Origin of the sequence: Rhodococcus sovatensis, assembly GCF_037327425.1 — a bacterium.
GTDB lineage: Bacteria > Actinomycetota > Actinomycetes > Mycobacteriales > Mycobacteriaceae > Rhodococcoides > Rhodococcoides sovatense.
The window spans coordinates 1371945-1395236 of record NZ_CP147846.1 but is presented as its reverse complement, the minus strand read 5'-3'; the positions used below and the strand labels follow the sequence as shown (position 1 = coordinate 1395236).

General features: G+C 61.8%; 26 protein-coding genes and 1 pseudogene. 16 read left to right on the top strand and 11 right to left on the bottom strand.

Translation table 11 applies throughout. The annotated features are described in order from the left end of the window. Positions 1-329: 329 nt before the first annotated feature. Positions 330-1511: a hypothetical protein gene (locus WDS16_RS06465; RefSeq protein WP_338891372.1), complete on the top strand. Its 1182-nt coding sequence runs from the start codon at positions 330-332 to the stop codon at positions 1509-1511. 75 nt (positions 1512-1586) lie between these two features. Here WDS16_RS06465 and WDS16_RS06460 read toward each other — a convergent pair whose 3' ends face one another. From WDS16_RS06460 to WDS16_RS06445, 4 genes are all read right to left on the bottom strand, one after another. Next, entirely contained in the window at positions 1587-2078 is a 492-nt protein-coding gene (locus WDS16_RS06460) for a hypothetical protein (protein WP_338891370.1), read from the bottom strand. Between the two features lie 95 nt (positions 2079-2173). Beyond that, the gene (locus tag WDS16_RS06455; RefSeq protein ID WP_338891369.1) at positions 2174-2797 is read right to left on the bottom strand and encodes a hypothetical protein; all 624 of its coding nucleotides are present in this window, start codon (positions 2795-2797) and stop codon (positions 2174-2176) included. A 99-nt stretch (positions 2798-2896) separates the two neighbouring features. Then, the gene (locus WDS16_RS06450; protein WP_338891367.1) at positions 2897-3454 is read right to left on the bottom strand and encodes a recombinase family protein; all 558 of its coding nucleotides are present in this window, start codon (positions 3452-3454) and stop codon (positions 2897-2899) included. Between the two features lie 375 nt (positions 3455-3829). Further along, positions 3830-4411 carry a TetR/AcrR family transcriptional regulator gene (locus tag WDS16_RS06445; protein ID WP_338891366.1) on the bottom strand — a complete coding sequence of 194 codons (582 nt, stop codon included), beginning with the start codon at positions 4409-4411 and terminating at the stop codon, positions 3830-3832. Positions 4412-4675: 264 nt separating this feature from the next. Between WDS16_RS06445 and WDS16_RS06440 the strand changes: the two genes are divergently transcribed. From WDS16_RS06440 to WDS16_RS06400, 9 genes are all read left to right on the top strand, one after another. Further along, positions 4676-5566 carry a hypothetical protein gene (locus WDS16_RS06440; RefSeq protein WP_338891364.1) on the top strand — a complete coding sequence of 297 codons (891 nt, stop codon included), beginning with the start codon at positions 4676-4678 and terminating at the stop codon, positions 5564-5566. A 12-nt stretch (positions 5567-5578) separates the two neighbouring features. Continuing rightward, positions 5579-6121, top strand: coding sequence for a DJ-1/PfpI/YhbO family deglycase/protease (locus WDS16_RS06435; RefSeq protein WP_338891362.1), 543 nt, complete (start codon positions 5579-5581; stop codon positions 6119-6121). Positions 6122-6139: 18 nt separating this feature from the next. After that, a complete protein-coding gene (locus WDS16_RS06430) occupies positions 6140-6868 on the top strand; it encodes an HAD family hydrolase (RefSeq protein WP_338891360.1) in 729 nt (242 codons plus the stop codon). Between the two features lie 31 nt (positions 6869-6899). After that, positions 6900-7574, top strand: coding sequence for a type 1 glutamine amidotransferase domain-containing protein (locus WDS16_RS06425; protein ID WP_338891358.1), 675 nt, complete (start codon positions 6900-6902; stop codon positions 7572-7574). A 12-nt stretch (positions 7575-7586) separates the two neighbouring features. Beyond that, the gene (locus tag WDS16_RS06420) at positions 7587-8387 is read left to right on the top strand and encodes a DJ-1/PfpI family protein (protein WP_338891356.1); all 801 of its coding nucleotides are present in this window, start codon (positions 7587-7589) and stop codon (positions 8385-8387) included. A gap of 65 nt (positions 8388-8452) precedes the next feature. Then, complete coding sequence (locus tag WDS16_RS06415) at positions 8453-9622, top strand: ferritin-like domain-containing protein (RefSeq protein ID WP_338891355.1); 1170 nt, start codon at positions 8453-8455, stop codon at positions 9620-9622. Between the two features lie 17 nt (positions 9623-9639). After that, positions 9640-10410: an SDR family oxidoreductase gene (locus WDS16_RS06410; protein WP_338891354.1), complete on the top strand. Its 771-nt coding sequence runs from the start codon at positions 9640-9642 to the stop codon at positions 10408-10410. Beyond that, positions 10407-11603, top strand: coding sequence for an MFS transporter (locus WDS16_RS06405; RefSeq protein ID WP_338891352.1), 1197 nt, complete (start codon positions 10407-10409; stop codon positions 11601-11603). Before WDS16_RS06410 ends, WDS16_RS06405 begins: the two co-directional genes overlap by 4 nt. Then, positions 11600-12073: a VOC family protein gene (locus tag WDS16_RS06400; protein ID WP_338891350.1), complete on the top strand. Its 474-nt coding sequence runs from the start codon at positions 11600-11602 to the stop codon at positions 12071-12073. The genes WDS16_RS06405 and WDS16_RS06400 overlap by 4 nt, the downstream gene beginning before the upstream one ends. A gap of 255 nt (positions 12074-12328) precedes the next feature. Here WDS16_RS06400 and WDS16_RS06395 read toward each other — a convergent pair whose 3' ends face one another. Together WDS16_RS06395 and WDS16_RS06390 are read right to left on the bottom strand one after the other, a co-directional pair. Beyond that, positions 12329-12895, bottom strand: a complete 567-nt coding sequence (locus tag WDS16_RS06395) for an RES family NAD+ phosphorylase (RefSeq protein ID WP_338891348.1) — start codon at positions 12893-12895, stop codon at positions 12329-12331. After that, positions 12892-13239, bottom strand: a complete 348-nt coding sequence (locus WDS16_RS06390) for an antitoxin Xre/MbcA/ParS toxin-binding domain-containing protein (RefSeq protein WP_033188307.1) — start codon at positions 13237-13239, stop codon at positions 12892-12894. Before WDS16_RS06390 ends, WDS16_RS06395 begins: the two co-directional genes overlap by 4 nt. 132 nt (positions 13240-13371) lie before the next feature. Between WDS16_RS06390 and WDS16_RS06385 the strand changes: the two genes are divergently transcribed. Further along, positions 13372-14583 carry an IS4 family transposase gene (locus WDS16_RS06385; protein ID WP_338886338.1) on the top strand — a complete coding sequence of 404 codons (1212 nt, stop codon included), beginning with the start codon at positions 13372-13374 and terminating at the stop codon, positions 14581-14583. A gap of 303 nt (positions 14584-14886) precedes the next feature. Here the strand turns inward: WDS16_RS06385 and WDS16_RS06380 are convergent, their stop codons facing one another. Then, positions 14887-15153, bottom strand: coding sequence for a hypothetical protein (locus WDS16_RS06380; protein WP_338891346.1), 267 nt, complete (start codon positions 15151-15153; stop codon positions 14887-14889). Between WDS16_RS06380 and WDS16_RS06375 the strand changes: the two genes are divergently transcribed. The 4 genes from WDS16_RS06375 to WDS16_RS06360 all read left to right on the top strand — a co-directional run bounded on the left by WDS16_RS06375 (position 15146) and on the right by WDS16_RS06360 (position 16912). Continuing rightward, complete coding sequence (locus WDS16_RS06375) at positions 15146-15526, top strand: hypothetical protein (RefSeq protein ID WP_338891344.1); 381 nt, start codon at positions 15146-15148, stop codon at positions 15524-15526. The genes WDS16_RS06380 and WDS16_RS06375 overlap by 8 nt on opposite strands. A 141-nt stretch (positions 15527-15667) precedes the next feature. Beyond that, entirely contained in the window at positions 15668-15814 is a 147-nt protein-coding gene (locus tag WDS16_RS06370) for a hypothetical protein (protein WP_338891342.1), read from the top strand. After that, positions 15808-16116: a hypothetical protein gene (locus tag WDS16_RS06365; RefSeq protein WP_338891340.1), complete on the top strand. Its 309-nt coding sequence runs from the start codon at positions 15808-15810 to the stop codon at positions 16114-16116. Before WDS16_RS06370 ends, WDS16_RS06365 begins: the two co-directional genes overlap by 7 nt. 79 nt (positions 16117-16195) lie before the next feature. Then, complete coding sequence (locus WDS16_RS06360; protein ID WP_338891338.1) at positions 16196-16912, top strand: siderophore-interacting protein; 717 nt, start codon at positions 16196-16198, stop codon at positions 16910-16912. A gap of 69 nt (positions 16913-16981) precedes the next feature. Here WDS16_RS06360 and WDS16_RS06355 read toward each other — a convergent pair whose 3' ends face one another. The 3 genes and pseudogenes from WDS16_RS06355 to WDS16_RS06345 form a co-directional block, all read right to left on the bottom strand. Then, a complete protein-coding gene (locus WDS16_RS06355) occupies positions 16982-18718 on the bottom strand; it encodes an ABC transporter ATP-binding protein (RefSeq protein WP_338891336.1) in 1737 nt (578 codons plus the stop codon). Then, positions 18715-19482: pseudogene (locus WDS16_RS06350) on the bottom strand (ABC transporter ATP-binding protein); the annotation flags it as partial. The pseudogene WDS16_RS06350 and the gene WDS16_RS06355, both read right to left, overlap by 4 nt. Before the next feature lie 171 nt (positions 19483-19653). Then, positions 19654-21048 (bottom strand): IS1380 family transposase, encoded by a 1395-nt coding sequence (locus tag WDS16_RS06345; protein WP_338890844.1) that lies wholly within the window; start codon positions 21046-21048, stop codon positions 19654-19656. Between the two features lie 433 nt (positions 21049-21481). Between WDS16_RS06345 and WDS16_RS06340 the strand changes: the two genes are divergently transcribed. Then, positions 21482-22633, top strand: coding sequence for an FAD-dependent oxidoreductase (locus WDS16_RS06340; protein WP_338891334.1), 1152 nt, complete (start codon positions 21482-21484; stop codon positions 22631-22633). A 308-nt stretch (positions 22634-22941) separates the two neighbouring features. Here WDS16_RS06340 and WDS16_RS06335 read toward each other — a convergent pair whose 3' ends face one another. Next, positions 22942-23265, bottom strand: a complete 324-nt coding sequence (locus WDS16_RS06335; protein WP_338891333.1) for a putative quinol monooxygenase — start codon at positions 23263-23265, stop codon at positions 22942-22944. Positions 23266-23292: the final 27 nt, after the last annotated feature.

The window sequence follows — 23292 nt, the reverse complement described above, 5'->3', positions numbered from 1 at the left end:
CGACTACGACGCCAGTCGTTCCGACGACCACTGCGGTCACGCCGACGACGACGGTGGCACCGCAAGCTTGTGAGACGGTTCCGGCTCCGCAGGCTCCGATTTCGTCGACGCCCCCGGCTGCTACGCCGACTCCAGCACAAGAGATTCCTGCTCCCGCATCGGAGAGTGCGCCTGCCGAACCAACGCCGACCAGTACGGCCGTCTCGAAGATTCCGTACACGGGTCTACCTACCGAAAACCCGAACAGCACAATCATTCCCGGCCAGATGCGTTCTGATCGTGAGGAACTTCCCGAGGGCTTCACCAAGGAGCAAGCCGACCAGGCGGAGGTGCGTGAGGCCGAGCTGCAGGCACGTAACGCGACTTCACGCGCTGCCGCCGATTGCCAGCAGTATTGGCCTTCCTCGAACTGGGTTTGCGGAGCGATCAGGGACAAGTACAATTCCCTTGGAGCGCAGAACAGTTTCTTGTTGTGGCCTACGTCCGATGAATTGGTGAATCCCGACGGGTTTGGGCGCAGGAATACGTTTGTGAACGGGCCTATTTATTGGTCTGCGGCTACCGGTGCTCATCCGGTGGTGAACAGTTTCCTCAATCGGTGGGGGATCCACGGGTACGAAGCTGGGTGGCTCCACTACCCCACCACCGACGAGATTGTGCTGCCTGACGGCGGACGTCGTCAAGAATTCCAGGATGGCGTCATTTACGTCGCATTCCAGAACGCGATCGGTTCCGCTCTTCCCAACGGGCCGATCCGTGACAAGTACAACGCGCTGGGTGGTCTCGAGCCGGCAGGAACTCTGCTCGGGTATCCCACACAGGATCAAGCTCCGCTTCCTGACGGCCAAGGACAGATGGACCGCTTCGAGAGGGGCGTCATTTACTGGTCCCCGTCCACCGGTGCCCATCCCGTGGCCGGCGGTATCTATCCGGTCTGGAGCAACTACGGCTACGAAACCGGGCGATATGGGTATCCGACCAGCGACGAGTACCCGTTGGGTAACGGCGTCGTGCGACAGGACTTTCAGAACGGCCCTATTGACTGGAGTCCGGATTGGAGTTTGACGGTGAGTCCGTCGACCGACCCGCCGCCCGCTTCCGTGACCGACCCCAATGCAAGGCAAGCAATCGAAGACGACATTATCTGCAGCATTTATGCGGACGAGCCCTACTGGCAGCCCGGCCCGGGTTCTGTCAGTGTTGTGCTCGCCAACGGCGCGGCCTGGTGCACCGATGCGCCGTATATTTGGGAGCAGGAGACGTCGCTGTGGATGCGGTACGCGAATAGTAGTGAATGGATCGAGCTCAACAGCGATCTGTCGGACAATCCGGCCGATGTTGCGGGGACGGTACACCGCCAGCAGGTTGGTTCTGCAGGATGTGAAGTGGACGCGTATTACCACACCACGATTTATGCGCTGGGTGTCTACGGAAGCGAGGATTCGGACTACATCGACACTGCCGATGTGCAGCCGTGCCCGTCGATTCCGCCGGGCGGTGGTACCAGCTGACCATCACTCCCACTAGCTAACGAGGGTGCGTCCACTCCGCTTCATGGAGTGGTCGCACCTTCGATTGGTGTTGCGCTACAATCGAATTATCGAGGCATCGAGTTCTGCCGCAGGCGGCAGATTCACGACTGTTCGCAGTGGTCCTACGCCGATGTCGTCCCACCGCAACTCGATTTCGAGGCTCTGCTCACTTGGGCGTCCGTCGATCGCGTACGAGAATTCGTGCATGTAGTGACCGTCCACGGTGTGAGGGTTTCGATTCGACCCGCGCAGTGTCATGGGCAATTCGGGTGAGACCAACCATGCAGTGAGTCCTCCGACCTTGCGTCGGGCAGAAGTCAGTGGTTCACCAGGTTGTGCTCGTTGTGAGGTAAATTGAGACGCCAATACGGCCGACTCCGGTCCATGAGCAGAGACGACTATCGCCAGATCCAGCACCAGTCGATAGGCCACGATGTACCGAAGACCTACGGTGAATCCGGAAGCCTCGGCGAGGATTTTCGGTCCGTGTGCGACGGCTCCGAGTTCGGCTGGGACGGGCCTGTCAATCCAGCTGAATTGAGACATACACGCATCGTATGGCATTCACACCAGCAATAGGCGGGGCCGGCCTGACCGAGTCGCATCGAGAACAGTGCTTGCCCGTGTGTGCTCGACCGGGGTCAGAGTTCGGCGGTGAGGTCTTCGGCGTTGCTGCCGAGTGCCGCAGCAAGCCCGATGGGGTCTCCCCCGTCGCGCGGAACCGTTCCGCCTGCAAGGGCCGTGCGCCCGCGTTCGAGTTCGCGAATGCTTCGGTGCAGCAATGCTTCTGGTGCTTCGATTACTTTTTCTGCGCCGGTTGGTGACGGTGCAGACCGGGCTGCGGTTGCGCCTTCGATCAGTGCACCCCAGGTGGTGATCAGCGACAGGCTCTGTCGGAGCCCTGCGAGGAGGTCGTCTCGGTCCGGGCCGGCAGCGGAGGCGACGAGCTCGGTGACGATAGCCAGGCCTGCGGTGGTGCGTGCCGCCAGGGCTACCGGCACAGTGTGCGTCGCGGGTAGGTCGTCGAGCTGTGTGCCGGGGACTTCCGCGGCGAGGTCTTCGGCCGCGGTTCTGACCAGGTCTCTGACGTGGTCGTCGGTGAAGCCTTGGCGTGCGGTGCGGGCGGTAACTCCGGTGAGGAGAGCTGCGCGTTCGACGCTGCGTTCGATGAGCGTGGCGACGCCGGCGCGTGGTGCGGTCAGGCCCAGTGGGTGGGCTTCGGCGAGGAATACGTCGACCTTGTTGTCGATCCAGCTTCGGGTCATTCGGCGAGCCTCTCGTACTTCATCAACGGACGTGGGCGGAATTGATCGTTCCACCAAAACGGCGGCCTCGACGCGACGTGACGCGACCGGGGACTCGCACTAGGTCGTCTTCTCGAAGTGTCTGTAGAGGGTGCGTTTGCTGACGCCGACAACGTCTGCAATATCGCCGATTGATCTGCCCTGGTTGCGCATTCGAGTTGCTTCTCGCTTTTTGGTGACTGTGAGCACGGGTGGTCGGCCGCCTACTTTTCCGCGTTCGCGGGCTGCGGCGAGGCCTGCGTGTGTGCGTTCGCGGAGTAGTTGTCGCTCGAAGCTGGCGAGGGCCCCGAAGATGTGGAAGGTGAGTTCTCCGCCGGCGGTGGTGGTGTCGATTTGTTCGGTGACCGATGCGAAGGCCACTCCCCTGGTTTTGAGGTCTGCGATGAGTTCGATGAGATGTGGGAGGTTGCGGCCGAGTCGGTCGAGTCGCCAGACGGCGAGCACGTCGCCGGGCAGTAGGACGTCGAGGAGTTCGGTCAGTGCCGGGCGGGTGGTGGTGGATCCGCTTGCGGTGTCTGTGAAGATGCGTTCGCAGCCGAAGGCGCTGAGAGCGTCGCTCTGGAGGTCGAGGTTCTGTTCGGCGGTCGAGACCCTGGCGTATCCGTATTTGTGGCCCACAGGGTCCGAGCTTGCCAGAACTCATGCTTTCGGGCGGTTTTGGCGCGCAGGGTTTCGCCTACGTTTTTGGCACGGGATTTCGGCTGGTCGGGTTTTGATGCGATGCGACCGCCAAGGGGGGTGACAGAAACCTTCGTTTATGACACCAGCGGCGCATCGTCGACGAGCCAACCCGCCATTGCGGTCAGTCTTCAAACCAAACTGACTAGATTGCTTTGATGCAAGGAAACGTTCCGAAGAGGCCAGAGGGCGATGTGACGCCGATGCCGCCGGCGACTGACACCCCGAAGCTCGATCCCTCGATGTGGTGGCGATGGTCTATGTCCGCAGTGACCGCTCTCGCGGTCGTTCCATGCGGACTCATCCTGTGTAGTTTCATCCGGTGATCGCAGGCCAAAATGTGTTCATGAGCTGGTCGGCGAATCCCATGTCGGGGGGATTGTGTGAGACAAGCAATTTGTAATACAGCGAACCCCAGAGTGCGTCCATGACTACCTCGACATCGACGTCAGCCCGGATCTGTCCACGTGCGACTCCACGTTTCCAGGTGACGCGGGTCGCCGCCCTTCGATGTGCGATGAAGTCGTCACGTATCGCACTGGCGAGGTCAGGGTCGAATCGACTTTCTGCTACCAAGTCCAGCATTGCGGCACCGGAGTCCGAGAGATAGAACTTGATGACGCCTCGAATCTCTTCGAGGAGGTCGACGTAAACGTCACCGGTGTCGTCGAAGCCCGGGTACCGATCGGATCGCTCGTTGACCGCCTCGAGCAGAATCGCTGCTTTTGATGGCCACCAGCGGTACAACGTCGTTTTACTCGACCCGGCTCTTCTGGCGATCCGCTCCATTGCGATGGCGCGGAACCCGACGGCTTGGAGCTCGTCGTAGGCCGCCGAGAGGATTGCATGCCGGGTCGCGTCGCTTCTTGGGCGACCTCCTTTGTGCGGTTCTGTCACAGAAATACTCTACCACTTGACAGATTCGATACCGACCGTTTCTATATATCCAGTCGGATGCGGAACGAGACCTCCGGACCGGTGCCGACCGCCACACCCCCACGCCCAGCTCGACCGAAAGCGCTCCACAGCTCAGCCTTCAACAGCCCGCGGCCGACCCGTTCGATACACGGCAGCTCGGTTTGTATGCACATGCGAATTCGCTATTTCAGGGGCTTATTCAAACCTGGGAAAAAGCGTTTTGTGGAATGAACATTAGGTTAATTGACTAATTATCAGTTGCCGAAACAATCCGCTGATGGGAAACTCTCTCCAGAACAAACAAAGTGGTTTGTTATCAAGCAACTCCGTCGCGGGGACCAAGACCATTTCAGGGGGAAGCGCATCATGACAACAACCGAACCACCAGCCATCGCACCAGGACTGGCAGTGCTCGACATCACCGATTCGGACATTTCCGCTTTGACCGGTCTTTTGCGGACTGGCGTGCGAGTCGGCAACGAACACGAAGAGCGCGACCTGCACCTGTCGGAGATGATCATGAAGCCGTGGGGCTGCGAGTACCGCGCCTATGTCGACGACTTCATCGACGTCTGGCAACTGACGATCAATGCTGGTCATGCGACGTCGATGCACGCCCACCCCCGTAAGGTCACGTACCTCATATGCCTTGCAGGACAAGGCATTACTCACAAATTGAGTGGGGATACGGCCGTCCGATCGGGAACAATTCTGAAGATCGGAAAGGGCGTATTTCACTCGACGGAGAGCCTGGGACCTGACCCTCTGATCTTGGTGGAGGTCGAAACTCCTCGGAACAAGTACGACCTCGTCAGACTGAAGGACGGGTACAAACGAGCGGGCACCGGATACGAGCAACTGTCCGAAGCGATGACGGCAAAGCCCAAGAAATTGAAATATATGCCGAATGCATCCATGTGCTCGTTATCCCCGTGCGGGAAGTTCGGATTCACGATCTGTTCCGGAATGGACATTCATTATCGTCGGCATTCAGCGGGGGATTTCTTGATACCGCTCTGCATCAGCGGAATAGTACGCGGCGACGTGGACATATTGACTTCGGACCCGGCCGATACTCGGCCACCGAAGCTGGACACCTACTACCTCAGCATCACCCGAATTATCAAAAAGTAAGGAATCGAAACAATGCCCAGTGCAGTCATCATCACCGGCCCCGGATTTCAAGACCACGACGTGGTGTACACCTACTACAGGTTCCTCGAAGAGGGCTGGGAGGTCGACGTCGCCACCAAGAACGGTGCCGATGTCGTCGGCAAGTACGGCATCCCGCTCCCCATGGACAAGACGGCGCGGCCCCTCATCTCCTTCGACGGTCTCGACGCCGAAGACTACGACGCGGTGATCTTGACCGGCGGACACGAAGCGCCGGATCGGGTGCGCCAGGACAAGAACGTCCTGGAGTTTCTCCAGGCGATGGACCGTGCGGGCAAGGTCGTCGCGGGCCTTTGCCACGGGCCCTGGATCATGATCAGTGCCGGCGTGCTCCGTGGACGCAAGGCCTGCGCCTACATCGGGCTACGCGACGATGTGATCAACGCAGGTGCCGATGTCGTCGACTCCGATGTGATCGTCGACGGCAACATCATCACTTGCTCCTACTACGGCTACTGCGGCAAGTTCATGCAGGCTGTGTTCGACACAGTCCACAAAGCAGCTGTCGCAGCGTAAGTCGAGCCGGCCACAATCATGATCGTTGCACTCGATTTCGACGGTGTGGTGTGCGACGCACTGCTCGAATGCGCCGCCGTGACCTGGTACGCAGGCCACCTCGACCACTGCATCCCCGCCCTGTCCGACGCTGTGAAAGCGCTACCGCCCGACTACGTCGAGCGTTTCCGTTCGGTACGCAGTTACAGCAGAACCCTCGCCGACTTCATGGTCGCCAATCACACCGAATCACCGGTGCGAAACCGGCATGAGTTCGACGATGTCCGGGCTGCGATACCGACGCAAGCGCTCGATGCCCAGGCCGCGATCGGCGAACAGATCAGAACCAGGTGGCGCAGCGGCGACTACACCAGCTGGATCGCCCACCACACGCTCTACCCGGGTGTCGCTGAAGTGATCGCAGGCGCGCCCCACGACATCGTCATCGTGTCCGCCAAGGACTCGGCGTCGATATCGGCGATTCTCACTCACCACGCTCTGTCCGGAGCCGTCAGTGCCATTCACGGCAGCTGCACCGACAAGAACGAGGTTCTGAGCCGACTCGTGGAAGCCGAGCCGGTGCTCTTCATCGATGACAGTCTCGCGAACGTGATGGCCGCTGAATCACTGGCCCTGTCAGCGGTATGGGCCGAATGGGGTTACCACACAGCGGAAGACGTCTCTCTCGCGCAATCCGCAGGGACGACATCGATCGCACTGGACGACATCGGCGATATCACCTCCTCCACGTACCAATCCGTCACCTGAACATCCACTTCTCACGAACACGGAGCACCCCATGTCCAAGACAGTTCTCTTTGCGCTCACCAGCCACGCCGAGCTCGGCGACACCGGCCGCAAGACCGGTGCCTACGCACCCGAATTCGCCCACCCAGCGGCGGTTTTCAGCGACAACGGCTACGACATCGAGTTCGTCTCCGTCGCAGGCGGACAGGCCCCGCTCGACGGCATCAAGCCCGACGATGCCATCACGCAGTCGTTTCTCGCGGACCCCGCCATTGCCGAAAAGCTCTCCAACACCCCGGTTGCCGACGCTCTCGACCCGGCGGACTACGACGTCATCTACTTCGCCGGCGGCCACGGAACGATGTGGGACTTCCCCGGAGCCTCCACTTTGGCGAACCTGGCCGCCGAAATCTACAACCACGGCGGAGTGGTTGCCGCTGTCTGCCACGGCCCCTCCGGACTGCTGGGCGTCACCCTGCCCGACGGTTCACCACTCGTCCAAGGCAAGACCGTCTCCTCGTTCACCAACGAAGAAGAGATCGCTGTCGGTCTGAACGGCGTCGTGCCCTTTCTGCTCGAGGATGCACTGACCGACCTCGGTGCCAAGCATCAGAAGGCCGAGAACTTCTCGGTCTTCGCAGTCACCGATACGCGCCTGGTCACGGGACAGAACCCGGCATCGGCCGTCGAGGTTGCCCGCCAGGCCGTCGACGCCCTCGCCGAATAGCGGGAGGCCGACATGGTCATGCCACTGCGCCGCACTCCCCCCCGCGACCGCGCCAACGGAGATCGACCCGCCGCGGTCGACGAGCTCCTCGTCGTCCAATCCATCGGAGTCCTCGCCTACGACAAAGTCAGCGAACAGGACTGTCTCACACCGCTCGAGATCTTCAAGGGCGCGGCGATGGTCCTACGCGGCGACATCTCGCCCTGGGAACGAGAGACGACACCCGAGACGCTCACCGTGGAGCTGGTCGCCCTCACCCCAGGGGTGGTCACCATGCAGATGGGCACGCAGGTGGTACCCGACACGAGCCTGGATCCCGACAAGCTCTACGACATCCTCTACGTACCCGGAGGAGTCGGATCCGGAGCGATCGCTACCGACCCCCGGGTGCTCGAACTGGTTCGCCGACACCACGACCAGGGCCGTGTCGTCGCGGCCAACTGTTCCGGGGTCGGAGTCCTGGCCCGGGCGGGGGTCCTGAGCGGACTGCCGGCCACGAGCGTCGCCGCAGTCGCCCGTGGGCTCCGCAACGAGGGCTTCAATGTCCCCACCTCGCGGCGGATGTGGGTCGGCAACCCCGAAGAGAGGATTTGGACCGCCACCGGGTCCTACGGGGTCAACGGCAGCGCTGTCGCCTTGGTCGCCCACTACTTCGGCCGCGAGATCGGCACCATCGTCTCGATGATGTTCGACACCTTCAGTGGTCTCGGTGACGTCATTTTCGAGCCCGTCGGCCCGGAGTTCTTCGAGCACCCCGCCCTGGAGTCGGCCTTCCAGGACCTATTCGAAGAGATGCTCCTGCCACCCGAGTAGACCCTACCCAACCCGCCCAGGCTCGGAAGAACCCGCCACCATCACGTCCCGAGGAGTGCTTTTCGATGCGTGCACCAGTACCGAAACGGCCTTTCGAGCCGGTCTACGACCTGCAGTGGATACGCGGTGCACTTCAAACCGCAATCGCCATCGAGCATGCCACGATGCCGTTGTACTCGGCCGCCATGTATTCCCTCGAGGTCCAGAACTACCCGGCGTACAACACGCTGCGCTCGGTCCTGATGGAAGAGATGCTGCACATGGCGGCAGCGTGCAATGCCCTCGCCGCCCTCGGTGGGTCACCGCGGCTGGCGACTCTGGACCCGGGGGCCATCGTCGATGGTCTACCGGGATCGATAGCACCCACTCTGCGGGGGCGTTTCGCCAAGCTCACCAAACGTCAACTCGACACCTTCATGCGCATCGAGTCACCCGACGAGATGGTCGCCCCTAACGAACGCGACACGGCACGCTATCCGACCATAGGGAGCTTCTACCGCACCATCTCCGCTGCCATCGCTGACAACGCTGCATCCGTCGCAGCAGCAGTCCGGGCACCGACGCGGGCCAACCAGGTCGGAGGCAACCTCGGATACGCCGTTATCGACAACACCAGTCGAACCGACCCGGTCGAACAGCTGCTCAACAGCCTCGAACTCATCATCGACCAGGGCGAAGGCTTCGAGGGCAGCACCTTGTCCTCGGGTGCCCGCTCACAGGGCGAGCTGTCGCATTACGCCCGTTTCGCCGAACTGCGATTCGGCCATGCGTACTCCGGTAGCCGAGACGAGGCCGACGCACCCAGCAGGGAAGGGCAACGCCGATACTTCCAAGGCCCTGCCATCGAGTGGCCAGTGGTGATCAACACCCTCGCCGTACCCCGCGACGGCTATGCCGCCATCCTTCGGCTCGACCCCAACCGGATGGCAGTCACCACCGAACTACGCGCGTTCGATGCCGCATACACCAGGATGCTCGCCGCTCTCGACGACGCGTGGAACGGGCCTGCCGATCAGTCCTGGCCATCACTGGGCCGCGCGGTGTTCGAGATGAACGAACTCCGAGTCATCTCGTGCTTCAACATCCTTCGTCACCGAGTCCCGAACGCAGCAATTCCCGAACTCGCATCCATCTACCCCAACGAACACCAGGAGTTGTCCACCCTCACCGACCTGTCCGCTCCAGTGTTCTACGGACCGAGATTCATCAACACAGCCGCGCCCGCGCGGTCGTGACGAAGTCAGGAGCAGCGATGACAGCGATACCCCGTCCCCTTGCGGTAGTCACAGGAGCGAGCTCTGGAATCGGCAGAGCCACAACCGAACTGCTCTGCAAAGGCGGCTACGAAGTACATGCGATCGCCCGCCGCGGCGACAGGCTCACCGAGCTCCACGACGAGCTGGGGGTGACGGGCCACGCGATGGACATCGCCGACAACTCAGCGGTCGAGGCTCTCGCTTCGAGTCTCGATGCGCCCGCTGTGCTCGTCAACTGCGCCGGTGGCGCACGCGGCGGCGACCCTGTCGTCGATGCGGATCCCGCCGCGTGGGAGTGGATGTGGCGCACGAACGTGCTCGGTACCCTGCTCGTCGATCGGGCTTTCGTCCCCAAAATGAAGCAGGCAGGCCTCGGCACCGTCGTGACCGTCACCTCCGTGGCTGCGTTCGAGCCGTTGCCGAACAGCTCCGGTTACAGCACGTCCAAACATGCCCAGTCCGCCCTCACCCAGACCTTGCGCAGCGAAATGTTGGGATCTCCGATCCGCGTCATCGAGGTGTGTCCCGGCATCGTTCGCACCGAGTTCTTCCACCAGCGGTACCCGGATTCGCCGGAACGCGCAGACGCGATGTACGAGGGAATGGAACCGCTGGAACCGATGGACGTCGCTCGTGCAATCGAATTCGCAATCTCTCAACCGCCGCACGTGACCCTGGACCGGATCGTCATACGCCCCACCGACCAGGCCGGTCACGGACGAACACACCGCCGCACCTGCAACATCCGAACCGAAGGACAACGATGACCGCAACCACGCGCACCACGGACGAACGAAGCACACTTCCCCTGCCTGCGCTCATAGTCCTGTCCGTCATCGGGTTCACCACCATGCTGACCGAGACGATTCCCGCAGGTCTGCTCGGCGACGTCGGAGCGGCTCTCCAGACCTCGGACTCGGTCACCGGTCAACTCCTGACCTTGTACGCCGCAGCATCGATGCTCGCTGCGATACCCCTGACCACCCTCACTCGCTCCTGGCCCCGCAAACCACTCCTGATCGCCACCGTCATCGGAATCGCAGCCGCGAACGCCGTCACCGCGGCCTCGAGCGAATTCTATCTGACCGCCGCCGCCCGGATCCTCGGCGGCGTCTGCGCCGGCATCCAGTGGGCAATGATGGCCGGCTACGCCATGCGAATGGTCGACTCGACACTCAAAGGCCGGGCTCTGTCGGTCGCGATGGCAGGTATTCCGATAGCGCTGGCATTCGGAATACCGCTGGGCACCATCTTGGGATCGGCAGTCGGGTGGCGCGGCGTCTTCCTCGTACTCGTCATCACCGGAACCGTTGCCGGCGTACTCGCCACCTTGTGGCTACCGCGTTTCGATGGCGAAACCGGGACCGCGAAACTCTCGTTCAAAGCAGTGGTTCTCAGACCAGGTCTTGCGGTTATTGTGCTGTGTGCCTTCGCTTTTCAAGCCGCGCACATGAATCTCTACACCTACATCGAACCCTACCTCCGCCTCTCCGACCTCGACGACAACATCAGTGCCGTACTCCTGGCCCTCGGCGTCGCCGCCATCATCGGACTATGGGCAACAGGCACAATCATCGACCGCCACCTGACCGCGCTGGGACTGACAGTGCTCGGCCTGTTCTGCCTTGCCATGGGAACGCTGGGGCTTCTCGCCGCGACCTCGCCCGCGGTCATCGCCGCAGCTATCGTGTGGGGCTTCGCACTCGGCTGCGCGCCAACGCTGTACCAAACAGCATGTGCGCGAGCAGCAGGCCCATCGATCGACGTCGCACAAGCTGTCCTGGTGACACTGTTCAACGCTGGCATGGCGTCCGGCTCACTCATCGGAGGATTGGCACTGTCGGCCACCGGGTCAGCACATGCCCTACCGTGGATCAGCTTCGCCATCTTCGCAGTAATCTTGGTCGCTATGGCTCTCACACGGGCAGCGTCTCTCCCCTCGACCTCGACGAACTCATGAGTCAGCAGCACTCACCGACCTTCTATCACGTCTGCTTCGTCGTCCCCGACATACCCGCGGCCATGGCCGAGCTCACCGAACTAGCCCAGGTGCAATGGAACGAGCCCACGGCCGCGGTACTCGAAGAATGGTCGTACACGATCGTCTTCTCTAGGCAGTTTCCGTTCATCGAACTCATCAGCGGTCCGCCCGGAAGCCCCTGGGACGCCACCTCCGGACCACGGTTCGACCACCTTGGATGGTGGTCAGAATCTTTGAACTCCACGGCCTGTCGGTGGACAACTCATGGTGCGGAGCCACGTTACGACGGACGCCCCGCCGGCCGATCGTTCGCCTACTTCTTCGCCCCGACCATCGGCGAGAACATCGAAGTAGTCGACACCGAACGCCAACACGACTTCTTGAACAACTGGACAACACCGGACGCCCGACATCCCATGCCTTACCTGAACGAGGAGGATGCACCCTAGAACGTCAGAGAGGGGGTGTGCGAAGAAAATTGCGCCAGTTCGACGCACGAACGCCGAAGGGACCTGCGACTTGAACTTGTCGAGCGGCCCCTTTTGGAAAGCCGCTTCCTCGGCTACCCCACCGAAGACCAAAAGGGTTCCTCCCGACGGCCAAGGCGAGACGGACCGCCTCCAGAATGGAGTCGTCTACTCACACCCCAGCTCCCATGTCTCACGGATCGATGCCCCCAGAAACGGCCGCCTGTAAGACAAACGTCACGCGCTGATGTCGGATAACTCGTCGTACAGCGACGGCGTCAGTGAGCGCGACTCGGTGACATGCACGGCACCGGGAGGAAGCCGAGTCTCGAACAGCGTCAACACATGACCCTGACCGGTAGCCGACGGAGCGATCACCGCAGGGACTTTCAAAAACCAGGCGGCGTGCCCGACAGCTTGGCACGCAGTCCAGTCGTCGTCAGCGATGTCGGCCGGGTCGAGCCCGACGAAACCGAGAGCCTCCGGCGTGCGCAGATCGAGTACGGCAAGGTCGCGAACTTCGAGCGTGTGAAGCAGATACGGGACCTGCAACATCTCGTGCGGGTCAAGCTGGTTGGCTGCTGCCGCGCGCTGCACCTCGCCCATGCACGCCGCCTCCGGGATGGCGAGATAGATCGCCGGAAAAACCCCGCGAGGATTCCACCGCCCCCCATACAGCCGCGCCCCTGCACCGGAGAGCGGATCTCTACGCACAGCGGTGTATCTGTACGCCTTGCCATCGAATACCGACGTTCCCAGAGCGTCGATCCGCTCGACGACGACGTCATCGAGTTCGAGGCTCACATCACCACACCGTCTGCGAGGGCCTCGATCAAATCGAGCACATCCTTGTATCGGCCATCGTGAATCCGGTCGGCAGGACGATCATGGTCGAGCAACCGGTTCGGGGTGAACATCCACAGATTGGCGTGATCGCGCGGCAAAACTTCAGTGACCGCTTCGGCCACGTACGACAGCTCGATCAGTCTTTGCTTGTTCAATCGCTGCGGAACCGCTCCGCCGCTGGACCATCTGGCCACTGATCGCGCCGAAGCGTCGACGATTTCACCTATTTCATCCTGGGTCAGGCCTAGCCCGTCGATGAGACCGGTGACTTTGACCGCAAGAGCTCCCTGCGATGGCACCATCATGTCGTTCCTTCTGTCAGTTACTCTGTCATGTATTCTGTCACAAAAGCGTCGACATCGGTAGGAGCCGTCATGGCGATCGAGTTTAAACTCAATACCGTTCAGTTAGTGCTTCATCGGTTATGATGGGGTGTGCCTCGTAGCGGATGGGTGAAACCGGCCTCGGATCGTCGGTTGTCGGATCTGGTGTCGGTGGGGTTGTTGACCAGGGTGTTCCCACCGGATGTGGTGGATGCGGTGATTGCGGAATGCGGCCGGACAGAGCAGCGCAGTCGGACTTTGACTGCGCGGGTGACAACGTATTTCGCGATCGGTATGGCGCTGAATGCCGATGGGTCCTACGAGGAGGTGTTCGAGCAACTCACCGATGGGTTGTCCTGGTCCTCGGGATGGTCTCGATCTTGGGCGCCACCAACGAAATCAGCTATCTTTCAGGCTCGTTCACGCTTGGGTTCGGAGCCGGTTCAAGCGCTGTTCCAGAGGATAGCTCGCCCGGTGGCGGACGCTGCCACACCCGGTTCATGGCTTGCAGGGCGTCGGATGGTGGCCATCGACGGCACCTGCCTGGACCTGGCCGACACGCCCGCCAACGTCGAGCATTTCGGTAGACCGCCGTCCAGTCGCGGGGAACAGTCCGCGTACCCGCAGGCACGGTTGGTCGCGGTCGCCGAATGCGGCACCCACGCCCTCTTCGACGCCGCCGTCGGCGGGTGCACGACCTCGGAACGAGAGTTGGCAGGTGAACTCGTCGACCGACTCGAGCCCGGCATGCTGCTGCTCGCCGACCGCGGCTTCTATGGCTTCGAGATGTGGACCCGAGCCGCAGCGTCCGGAGCGGACCTGCTGTGGCGCGTCAAATCAACACTGTCGCCGAAGCATGTCGAGACCCTCGACGACGGATCCTGGCTGGCAACGATCATCCCCACCTCCGGCGCCCGACGTCAGCATCGAACACCGCTGACCGTCCGGGTGATCGACTACTCCCTCGACGACGGACGAGGCAACCCTGAGCAGTACCGGCTGCTGACCACGATCCTCGACCACACCGTGGCGCCGGCGGAAGAACTGGCTCTCGCCTACGCCCAACGCTGGGAAATCGAGAACACCTTCGACGAACTGAAAACCCATCAACGCGGAGCACGAGCAGTCCTACGGTCGAAATCCCCGCCATTGGTACTCCAAGAGATCTGGGGACACTTGTGCTGCCATTACGCCATCCGAACATTGATGGTCGACGCCGCGCGAGCAGGGGGACACGACCCCGACCGAACCTCGTTCGTTGCAGCTCTCCGGATCACGCGAAGATCGCTCTCGCACAGCTCTTTTTCCCCCTCACAACCATAAAGCGATAACCCGTTTGTGGGACCACGCTGTCGAGAAGCTGCAACGCCGAGTCAATCCCGCACGCCGACTACGAGCCAACCCACGCGTTGTCAAACGCAAAATCTTCAAATGGGCAGCCAAACGAGCCCACCACCAACACCATCCACAACCCATCACACCACCGCACTGCACCATTCTACGGCTCTAACTGAACGGTATTGAGTTTAAACTGAGCCACGGGGACCACCTCGTGGTCGAGGACTTCCTCTCCCGCGAACCTGATGGTGTGCAGGCGATCATGTTGCATGCCAAAGACATTGCGCGTCAGAACGCAGCCGCTGAAGTCGCCAAGGATCGTCCTTGGGCAGAGGCTGATTCAATATCGCGGCGTGAACGCGGCGCCAAGCCTCCGGCTGCCGAGAACGCGGCAGCCTCGGAGTTGAGCAGTACGAGACTCAGTTGCGGCTCGAGGCGGAAGAGTCGTCCGGACAACCGAAAAGACTGCGTGAACTTCTCGACCGGGTCGCCCAGGTCGACCGTGAGTGAATCGAGGTAGTCACCGGCAGATTCGAGGGCCGCATCGATGGCCACCTGCGTGGTGTGGCTTCCGCATCAGCAGGTGTTCGCGATCTCGCGTCATGCCGACTGCGCGGCAGTGTTGCTCGACGACGAGACCTTCATCTCGGGCGACGGCGTCGCACTCAACCCGAGGGCCAACAGACTGGGCCGCGGCACAACACTCAACAGTGACGGCGACGAGCATGCAACGAAGCGCTCGGTCCTGGCTCACCGCTTGACCCCCAAGGCGGTGCGAAAGATGACCTCGGCAGTGGAAGAGAAAGGCCGAGAGCATCGTCGATGCGGCCCTGAGCAAGCAGTCCGTCGACGGTGTCGAAGATCTCGCGACGGCGCTGCCGATGTCGATCGTGCCCGATCTCGTGGGTTGGCCCGAGGACGGACGTGAGGGTCTCCTCCGCTGGGCCGGAGCAACATTCGACTCACTCGGCCCCTTCAACCGACACTCCGTCGCCGCGGTGAAGGGCGCAGCCGAAATGCTGGCCTTCTCGAGGCGGGTAGTGCGAGAACGATCGGTGGTCCCCGGGGCATGGGCGACGACGTACTGAAAGCCGCCGACGAGAACAAGATCGCCAAGTCCTCGTGTCCGGCGCAGATGATCGACTACCTCGGACCCTTGCTCGACACCACCATCGGTGCGATCTCCGGTTCGCGATCGGCATCGCCCATATGGTAGCGCCCACCCGGGCCAACGAATCGCTCGCCGGACCCGATGCTGCAATCGCCACCACACGAGCTGCGGCCCGCACCTTCGGAATTCGCGAAATCTATATCGGAGGCGGACTGTGCGCCGCAACCAGGTACGCCCCGAAGTCCGTGCCCACGCTGCTTCGCGCAGGCGTGGCCGTCGATCTCTGGGATACCGCAGCCCTCGCTCTCACCGCGCACTTACCGCAGAGGACGCGGGTGGCCGGTTGCGCCATTGCCGGCGCCTTCGTGATTGCAGGTGTACTTGCAGACGTGCAACTCGCCCGATAGCGACTGAGGTCCGGGTGGACAGCGTCGGCACCAGACCTGCCCAGTGCATTTTCACACCATATTAGGATACCCTGCCCTCATGGGTAGAGGAGTCGAAGGCATCATCATGAAGGCGTACAAGACGGACGACTACAAGTTGACCGTCACGGCGAGAGAATCGATCACCGACAAGTACATCCGTGTCCATTTCACCGGCGGGGGTCTGTTGAAGAACCACCCGGTGCATCCGACGCAGTGGGTGCGAGTGTGGTTCGACGACGGCAACGGCAAGGAGAGCCAACGCGGCTACACCTTGGTGAAGCAGAACCCCGAGGACGACACCTTCGCCATCGAGTTCGCGGTGCACTACGGCGCCGCGTCGAAGTGGGCAAAAACGGCCGAGCAGGGTGACGTTCTCGAGGCCACACTGATGAAGGGTAATAACGGGTCCAGCTTCGCCCTCCCTGAACCGGCGCCGTCGCAGCTCCTGATCTTCGGCGACACAGCCTCGTTGCCCGCGATCAACACCATCCTCGATGCGATCGGTGACATGCCCGCCAAGGTGTGGTTGGAATGGCAGTACGAATCGGACCCCACCTTGCCCGTAGTCGCCGGCGAGAATACCGAGGTGACCTGGCTGCAAAGAATCGACGACGGTCGACTGCTTCGCGAGGCAGCCGAGGAAGTCTCACCCGCGCCGGGAGCATTCGCCTGGGTCGCGTGCGACGGCAGGACGACGCGGTCGATCGTCAAGACCCTCAGGACCTCGCACGGGTTCGCCAAGGAATCGATCAAGTCGCAGGCCTACTGGAAGTAACCCCTTGTCGCCCATCGCTTGAATGAACCACGCACGCTATCTGATCGTATGGATGGACCTTTCAAGCGATCAGGCCGGCGCCGAATCCAACCTCCACCCACGAGACCGCGCGCGCTCGTTCCAGAAGCCCGCATAGCGACTGCCGAGCGCAAGGAGTTCGTCGTGTGTGCCGTGCTCGACGATGCGGCCGCCGTCGAGGAACAAAATCTGGTCCGCGTGGGCAATGGTCGCGAGCCGATGTGCGACGACAATGACCGTCTTGTCCTTGGTCAGCTCGTGGATACCGCGGATGACGACGGCTTCGCTGTGCGGATCCAAAGCGCTCGTTGCCTCGTCCAGTAGAACGATGGGCGCGTCCTTGAGCAGCGCCCGTGCGATCGAGACTCGTTGACGCTCACCACCGGACAACGTCGTACCACCCTCACCGACAGGACTGTCGTACCCGTCGGGTAGACGATCGGCGATCTCGTCGACGCGGGCGATCGCGCCTGCCCAGCGGATATCGGCGTCCGACGCGTCGGGACGGCCGACGCGGATATTCTCCGCGATGGAACGATCGAAGAGGTACACGTTCTGGAACACCAGCGACAGCTGGTTCAGCAGCGTCTCCGTCGGTTGTGTACGTACGTCGTGGCCACCTACTCGGATCGATCCCGAGTCGACGTCGGCGTAGCGTGCGACGAGCCGAAGAAGTGTTGTCTTACCTGCACCGCTCGGCCCGACGATTGCCGTGGTCGTACCCGGCGCGACCGTGAAGCTGACGTCCGACACGACCGGTGATTCGGCGTCGTACCCGAACGAGACCGACTCGAACACGACTTCCGGTGCGCCGAGCGCCACGGGGGAATCATGCTCCGGCAGGACGGGTTCGGCCAGAAGATCGGATGCGCCATCGACCGAGGCCGACGCCGACCGTAGAGCATTGCCGATCTGCGCAGCCTGGTTCAGCGGTTCGATGAAGCGAGCACTCACCGCGATCAATGCGATGGCTGCTGCCGCGGACACGGTGCCGCCGGTGACCTGTCCGACCACCACATACGTCAGCGCCAGGAACACCGCCTGCACCACCAGTCCGAACACGATCACTCCGGTGACCGCCGAGACCACGTTACGAGTCGCAGCTTTCTTCTGCGCTTCCAAGGCGCAATCCAGAGCGCGGTTCCCGCTGCCAACTGCACCGAATGCCCGAAGGATCGGTTGTGCCTGCGCGAATTCGACCACGCGAGTCTCTGCTTCGGCAGCAGCGACGTGGGTGCGTTCGTCGGCGCGAAGGAACGCCCGATTGCCCAACCGATTGACCGCGAACAACACCGGTGCGGCAATGAGCATTGCGACCGCTATCCGCCAGTCGACGAACAACATCCCGACGGCCACACCGAGGGGGACGAGGACGCTCGTGATGAGTTTGGCGGTCAGATATGCGACGGCGCCTTGAATCTCCCGGACGTTGTCCACGACGATTCGAGACAGCTGTGCAGCGTTCTGCGTCTCGAACCAGCCGAGGGGCAGTGCATTGAGTTTGTCGCCCAACCTTGTCTGGAGCCCAAGTTGCATACCCACTGCAATCCGTAGACCGAGGGTCGCTTGCAGAAAGGTGAGAACGCCCATCACTGCGACGACGACGGCCATGATTGCCGTCCAGAACCATGCCATTCCGGTGTCACCGTCGAACAGAGCTTCGAGTACCGGTACCAAAAGGCAATAGGCGGCCGCTTGGGACAGAGCCTGCGCGGCGGTGACCGTGATCAAGCGGGGCGTGAGGGACGCGTACTCATCCGGAACGAGGCGCAAGGCTCTGTCTATCATGAATCTTCCTTCGCTGTAACCAGTGATGTTGCGCCCAGTGCTGATTCGTTGATCTCCCACAAACGTTGGTACTGTCCGCCGGCGGATTTCAGAACGTCGTGTACGCCTCGTTCGACAATTGCACCGTTCTTCAGAACCAAGATCTGGTCGACGCCGGTGATGGTGTGGAGGCGATGTGCGATCACCAACACCGTCCGTCCTGCGACGAGTACCGCCAGTGCATCCTGCACTGCGGCTTCCGATTCCGGGTCGGCGAACGCAGTTGCCTCGTCGAGAACGAGTACCGGGGTGTCGGCGAGTAAGGTTCGCGCTATCGACAGTCGTTGCGCCTCACCCCCGGAAAGGTTTGCGTCGACGCCGATCTCGGAGTCGTATCCGCGAGGCAGGTCGAGAATGCGGTCGTGAATCTGCGCCGCACGTGCGGCGGCTTCGAACGCAGACTGGTCCGCGTCCGGTCGCGCTATCAGTAGGTTGTCGCGAATGCTCCCTTCGATAAGGCGAACGTCCTGGAAAACGAATCCAACCGTTCGATAGAGCTCTTCGGAGCTGAAGTCACGGATGTCGCCTGCGCCGATCGTGATCCGACCGCGGTCGACGTCGTAGAAGCGTGGCAGTAGTGCCGCGAGTGTGGATTTACCCGAACCGGAAGGTCCGACAAGGGCAGTGATGGTGCCCGGTGCTAGTTCGAAGGTGACATCGTGCAGAACTTTGTGGTCAGTGCGGTAACCGAAGTCGACGGCGTCGAATCGGACGGCCCCGTCCTCCCTAGCCTCGATCTTGCATGAGGCCGATGTGTCGGCCTGAGCGGTTCGAGATTGCGGTTTTCGAGCTCGATTGCGGCTTCGGGCATGGTGACTGTGCCGATATCGTTCGGCTGGGCGCTCGGTTCCACTGTCCGAGAGGGGTCTTTCGGGTCGATCGGTCGGTGGGTTCGGTCAGGCGGGTGCGGTCAGTGCCGCCAACCGGTTCAGTGCGGTGACGATCAGGTCGGACCAGGTCGCATTTTTCGACAGTCGCAGGTGGATGCGGCGGGCATGGTGGGCGATGCGTCCGGCGACGGAAAAAATCCGCAACCGTAGCCGTTTCGGCTCCCACCTGCGAGCGTCGTGATCGGTGAAACCGAGCATCTGAGTCCACGCGGTCAGGTCGAGTGCGAGAGCGACGATGGCAAGCCAGATCCGATTCTGATCGAACCCGTGCAACGGAAGATTGCTCAGCCCAGTATCTTTCGCGATACGGATCCGGTCCTCGCAGCGTGCACGGCGACGGTGCCGCAGTTCGAGAACCTGAACTTGACCACGGACTGTGTTCGTGGCGAACGCAGTGAGCCGCAGTCCGTCGGTATCGGTGAAACGCAATTGAGCACCCGGATGCGGGCGCTCCTTCCTGATCACCACACGCATCCCCGGCGGCCATGCCCCGAGGTCGAGGACACCGGTCGCGTCAATCACCCAGGCACCGTCGCGGACCTTCTCATCGGCGTCGACCGCGACCGACCACGCAGTGTCGGGGACCTCGCCCAGTGCGGCGACCATGGCGTCGGTGAGCCCGAACCCGATCGAATACGACACCCGCTGCCGATGCAACCACGACATGAAGACATGGCTGGCTCCCGCTCCATCGGTGCGGACCAGTACCTTCTTGCCGGGGCGGCCGCCGGTGGTGAACGGCAGTTGTGCGAGCGCCGCGCGGGTGACGGCGATGTGGTCGGCGGCGGTGTTCGAGCCGGCGTTGCCGGCGCGCAGCAGTGCTGCGAGGGGCTCGCCCGTCCCTGCCTGCCCGTGATCGACGAAGGCGAGGAGTGGGTGAAAGCCATACCCGCGCTTGTATGTTGGTGCGGCGAGCTGTTTGTCGGAGTGGGCGGTGACGAGGGTGGCGTCGAGGTCGATCACGATCGGGTTGTCTGCGGTGATGCCGTGATCGGGTGCGTCCTTGCCGGCATGTTTCCATGCTGCGGCGCGAGCGGCTGCTCGGGCAGTGTCGATGGCGGTCAGGACTGCAGGGGCATCTGCGGCCAAGGTTGCGATCAGTCTGGAGACGGTTGGGTCGGAGGGTACTTTCCCGAACACGGCGGTGTGTTCGCGCAGGGTCGCGATGTCGGCGAGGCAGTCACCACCGAGCGCCAACGACACGGCGAGGTCGGTGATGATTTTGCCGGGGTCGAACTGCGCCAACGGTTTCCGCCACAACGAAAGCTGCCCGGACAACGCTGCGGTGAGCCCGGTAGCGTCCGCGGTTCGGAGCAGTGTCACCGCTCCGGCGTGCGACACGATGCCGCCTCCGGTGGCATCGACAGACAGGGCGGGGTAGGGCGACGTAGACTTACTCACCGGGATGGTGCCTCTCGAACTGGTCGGGTTTCAACTGTGGTAAGTCGAATTCTCCCAGTTCAAGGCACCATTCCACCATCTTGACACGCCGCCACTAACTACCGGCATGAAAGCCCCAGGCGGACGCATCCGGTCGACCGGCAGTTGCAAGGCACGATCGACCGAGACGACGCGCACTACAAACCCTGGGTTCCAGCTGGCCGAAGTGTCCACAAATGTAGATAGCTTTGTCCGCCTGCCTCGACGAAGCTTGTATTTGTACAGGCGTGCTTCGTCCAGGGCTGTCACTACCGTGCCACCCATCTGATTCGACCTCGTCGATGCATCCGGACTCGAGGACTGCGCATCGATGTCGCCATCGTCAGTAGGTCTGGAAATCGCCTGTGCCCGAACTACTCCCTATCGACAAAGCGGCAACACATATGGAGGAAAGATGTTCCAATCGACCGATGCGATAGTTGTAGGAGCCGGGGTGATCGGTAACTCCATCGCATACGAACTTTCTGCCCGCGGATACCGAGTTCTGGTGATCGACAAAGAAGGTGGCTCGGGGTTCGGTTCGACCAGTGCATCCAGCGCGGTCATACGATTCAACTACTCGACCTTCGACGGGATGGCCGCAGCGTGGGAGGCCGCGCAGTGCTGGAGAAGCTGGCCCGAGCATTTAGGCGACTTGGGCTCTGCGGACCTCGCGCGCTTCCATGAATGCGGCATGGTGTTTCTCGATGTAGACGTGGCCCCTCGTGAACGCACAGTTCGTCTGTTCGACCAGATCGGCGTGAAGTACGAGCTGTGGGACTCGAAGACGTTGGCCGATCGGATCCCAGGAATCGACGTCGGATCGTACTATCCACCGAAACCTGTTGATGCCGACGCGTTCTACGCCGACACGGACACCTCGCTCGGAGCTGTGTTCACGCCAGAGGCCGGCTTCGTCGACGATCCTCAACTCGCCGCTGCCAACCTCGGTGCTGCCGCGGCCGCGAAAGGGGCCGTCCATTCGTTTCGAACGAGAGTGACTGGTATTGAACAGCAGGCCTCCGAACGATGGGTCCTTCAACTGGACAACGGCGTAACTGTCGAATCCCCGATAGTTGTCAACGCCGCTGGGCCGTGGTCGGGCGCGCTCAATGCACTCGCGGGGGTAGGCGCGGATTTCACTGTCACCGTGCGCCCTCTTCGGCAAGAGGTACATCATGTCGCGGCGCCCAAGGGATACAACCAGGATGCACGACTCGGTCCGATGATCGCTGATCTCGACCTGGGAACATACATGCGGCCAGAGCAAGGCGGCGGCTTCTTGATCGGCGGTACCGAGCCTGCGTGCGACCCACTGGAATGGATCGATGATCCCGACGGGGCCAACCCGAACCGCACAGCCGAGCGATTCCAGGCTCAGGTCCTCAGGGCCGCCCGACGTCTTCCGAACTTGTCGGTACCGTTCCAGCCCAAAGGAATGCTGGCGTGTACGACGCTGCTTCGGACTGGACCCCGATCTACGACAAGACCGATCGGCCGGGCTTCTACGTCGCGATGGGCACCAGCGGGAATCAGTTCAAGAACGCTCCTGTCGCCGGCCGGATAATGGCGACCCTGATCGAGAAGATCGAGGCGGGGCACAACCATGATGCCGATCCGATTATCTACACGGGCGCGCATACTGGTTTGAAGATCGATCTCGGATCTTTCTCCCGTCGAAGAGAATTCAACTCTGAATCGACCGGAACTGTCCTGGGTTGAGTGCAGTACAGCCGCGGGTGAACCGGTCCACCGCGTGCCGAGCCGATTGGCGTCATCGAACACCGTGTTCCGAGGTGGCGGCAGACGCGGGCTGCTGACCTGTAGGGGCCTTGGTACGTGCGGCCATCACTACCAGCAACACGATAGTGGCGATCACCCCTGTATCCCATGGGTGTAGGTGCGTACCACGCGATCCGCGAGAAGCGGAAGGATCTTGGTCTTGCCGATGGATTGGAAATGCAACGAAGTCTTGTGGGCATCGAATCCGGCTTCATCGGTGTACGTCTCGAGTATTGTTACGTGCAGTGGATTCTCGACATTGCGGAAGTATCCGTAGCCAAGGTTGGCCGGTTCGTTCCGGCTGGCCGTAGCGAGCTGGGCCAAGTGGCCGAGCACCTCGTCCGCAGTGTCCTTGGTCAACCAGTATTCGGCGACGACGCGGAACGTCGGCGAAACGCCCTGCGCTTTCTTGGTCATTGGTCAGCCTTCACTGGTGTGTGGCGC

Bases quoted from the DNA above. Each gene is read 5' to 3' on its own strand.
- WDS16_RS06410 (WP_338891354.1), top strand. From the start codon at position 9,640: ATGACAGCGATACCCCGTCCCCTTGCGGTAGTCACAGGAGCGAGCTCT.
- WDS16_RS06340 (WP_338891334.1), top strand. From the start codon at position 21,482: ATGTTCCAATCGACCGATGCGATAGTTGTAGGAGCCGGGGTGATCGGT.
- WDS16_RS06360 (WP_338891338.1), top strand. From the start codon at position 16,196: ATGGGTAGAGGAGTCGAAGGCATCATCATGAAGGCGTACAAGACGGAC.
- WDS16_RS06460 (WP_338891370.1), bottom strand. From the start codon at position 2,078: ATGTCTCAATTCAGCTGGATTGACAGGCCCGTCCCAGCCGAACTCGGA.
- WDS16_RS06355 (WP_338891336.1), bottom strand. From the start codon at position 18,718: ATGATAGACAGAGCCTTGCGCCTCGTTCCGGATGAGTACGCGTCCCTC.
- WDS16_RS06430 (WP_338891360.1), top strand. From the start codon at position 6,140: ATGATCGTTGCACTCGATTTCGACGGTGTGGTGTGCGACGCACTGCTC.
- WDS16_RS06335 (WP_338891333.1), bottom strand. From the start codon at position 23,265: ATGACCAAGAAAGCGCAGGGCGTTTCGCCGACGTTCCGCGTCGTCGCC.
- WDS16_RS06365 (WP_338891340.1), top strand. From the start codon at position 15,808: ATGGTAGCGCCCACCCGGGCCAACGAATCGCTCGCCGGACCCGATGCT.
- WDS16_RS06400 (WP_338891350.1), top strand. From the start codon at position 11,600: ATGAGTCAGCAGCACTCACCGACCTTCTATCACGTCTGCTTCGTCGTC.
- WDS16_RS06415 (WP_338891355.1), top strand. From the start codon at position 8,453: ATGCGTGCACCAGTACCGAAACGGCCTTTCGAGCCGGTCTACGACCTG.
- WDS16_RS06390 (WP_033188307.1), bottom strand. From the start codon at position 13,239: ATGGTGCCATCGCAGGGAGCTCTTGCGGTCAAAGTCACCGGTCTCATC.
- WDS16_RS06375 (WP_338891344.1), top strand. From the start codon at position 15,146: ATGGCCACCTGCGTGGTGTGGCTTCCGCATCAGCAGGTGTTCGCGATC.
- WDS16_RS06435 (WP_338891362.1), top strand. From the start codon at position 5,579: ATGCCCAGTGCAGTCATCATCACCGGCCCCGGATTTCAAGACCACGAC.
- WDS16_RS06425 (WP_338891358.1), top strand. From the start codon at position 6,900: ATGTCCAAGACAGTTCTCTTTGCGCTCACCAGCCACGCCGAGCTCGGC.
- WDS16_RS06455 (WP_338891369.1), bottom strand. From the start codon at position 2,797: ATGACCCGAAGCTGGATCGACAACAAGGTCGACGTATTCCTCGCCGAA.
- WDS16_RS06370 (WP_338891342.1), top strand. From the start codon at position 15,668: ATGGGCGACGACGTACTGAAAGCCGCCGACGAGAACAAGATCGCCAAG.
- WDS16_RS06420 (WP_338891356.1), top strand. From the start codon at position 7,587: ATGGTCATGCCACTGCGCCGCACTCCCCCCCGCGACCGCGCCAACGGA.
- WDS16_RS06405 (WP_338891352.1), top strand. From the start codon at position 10,407: ATGACCGCAACCACGCGCACCACGGACGAACGAAGCACACTTCCCCTG.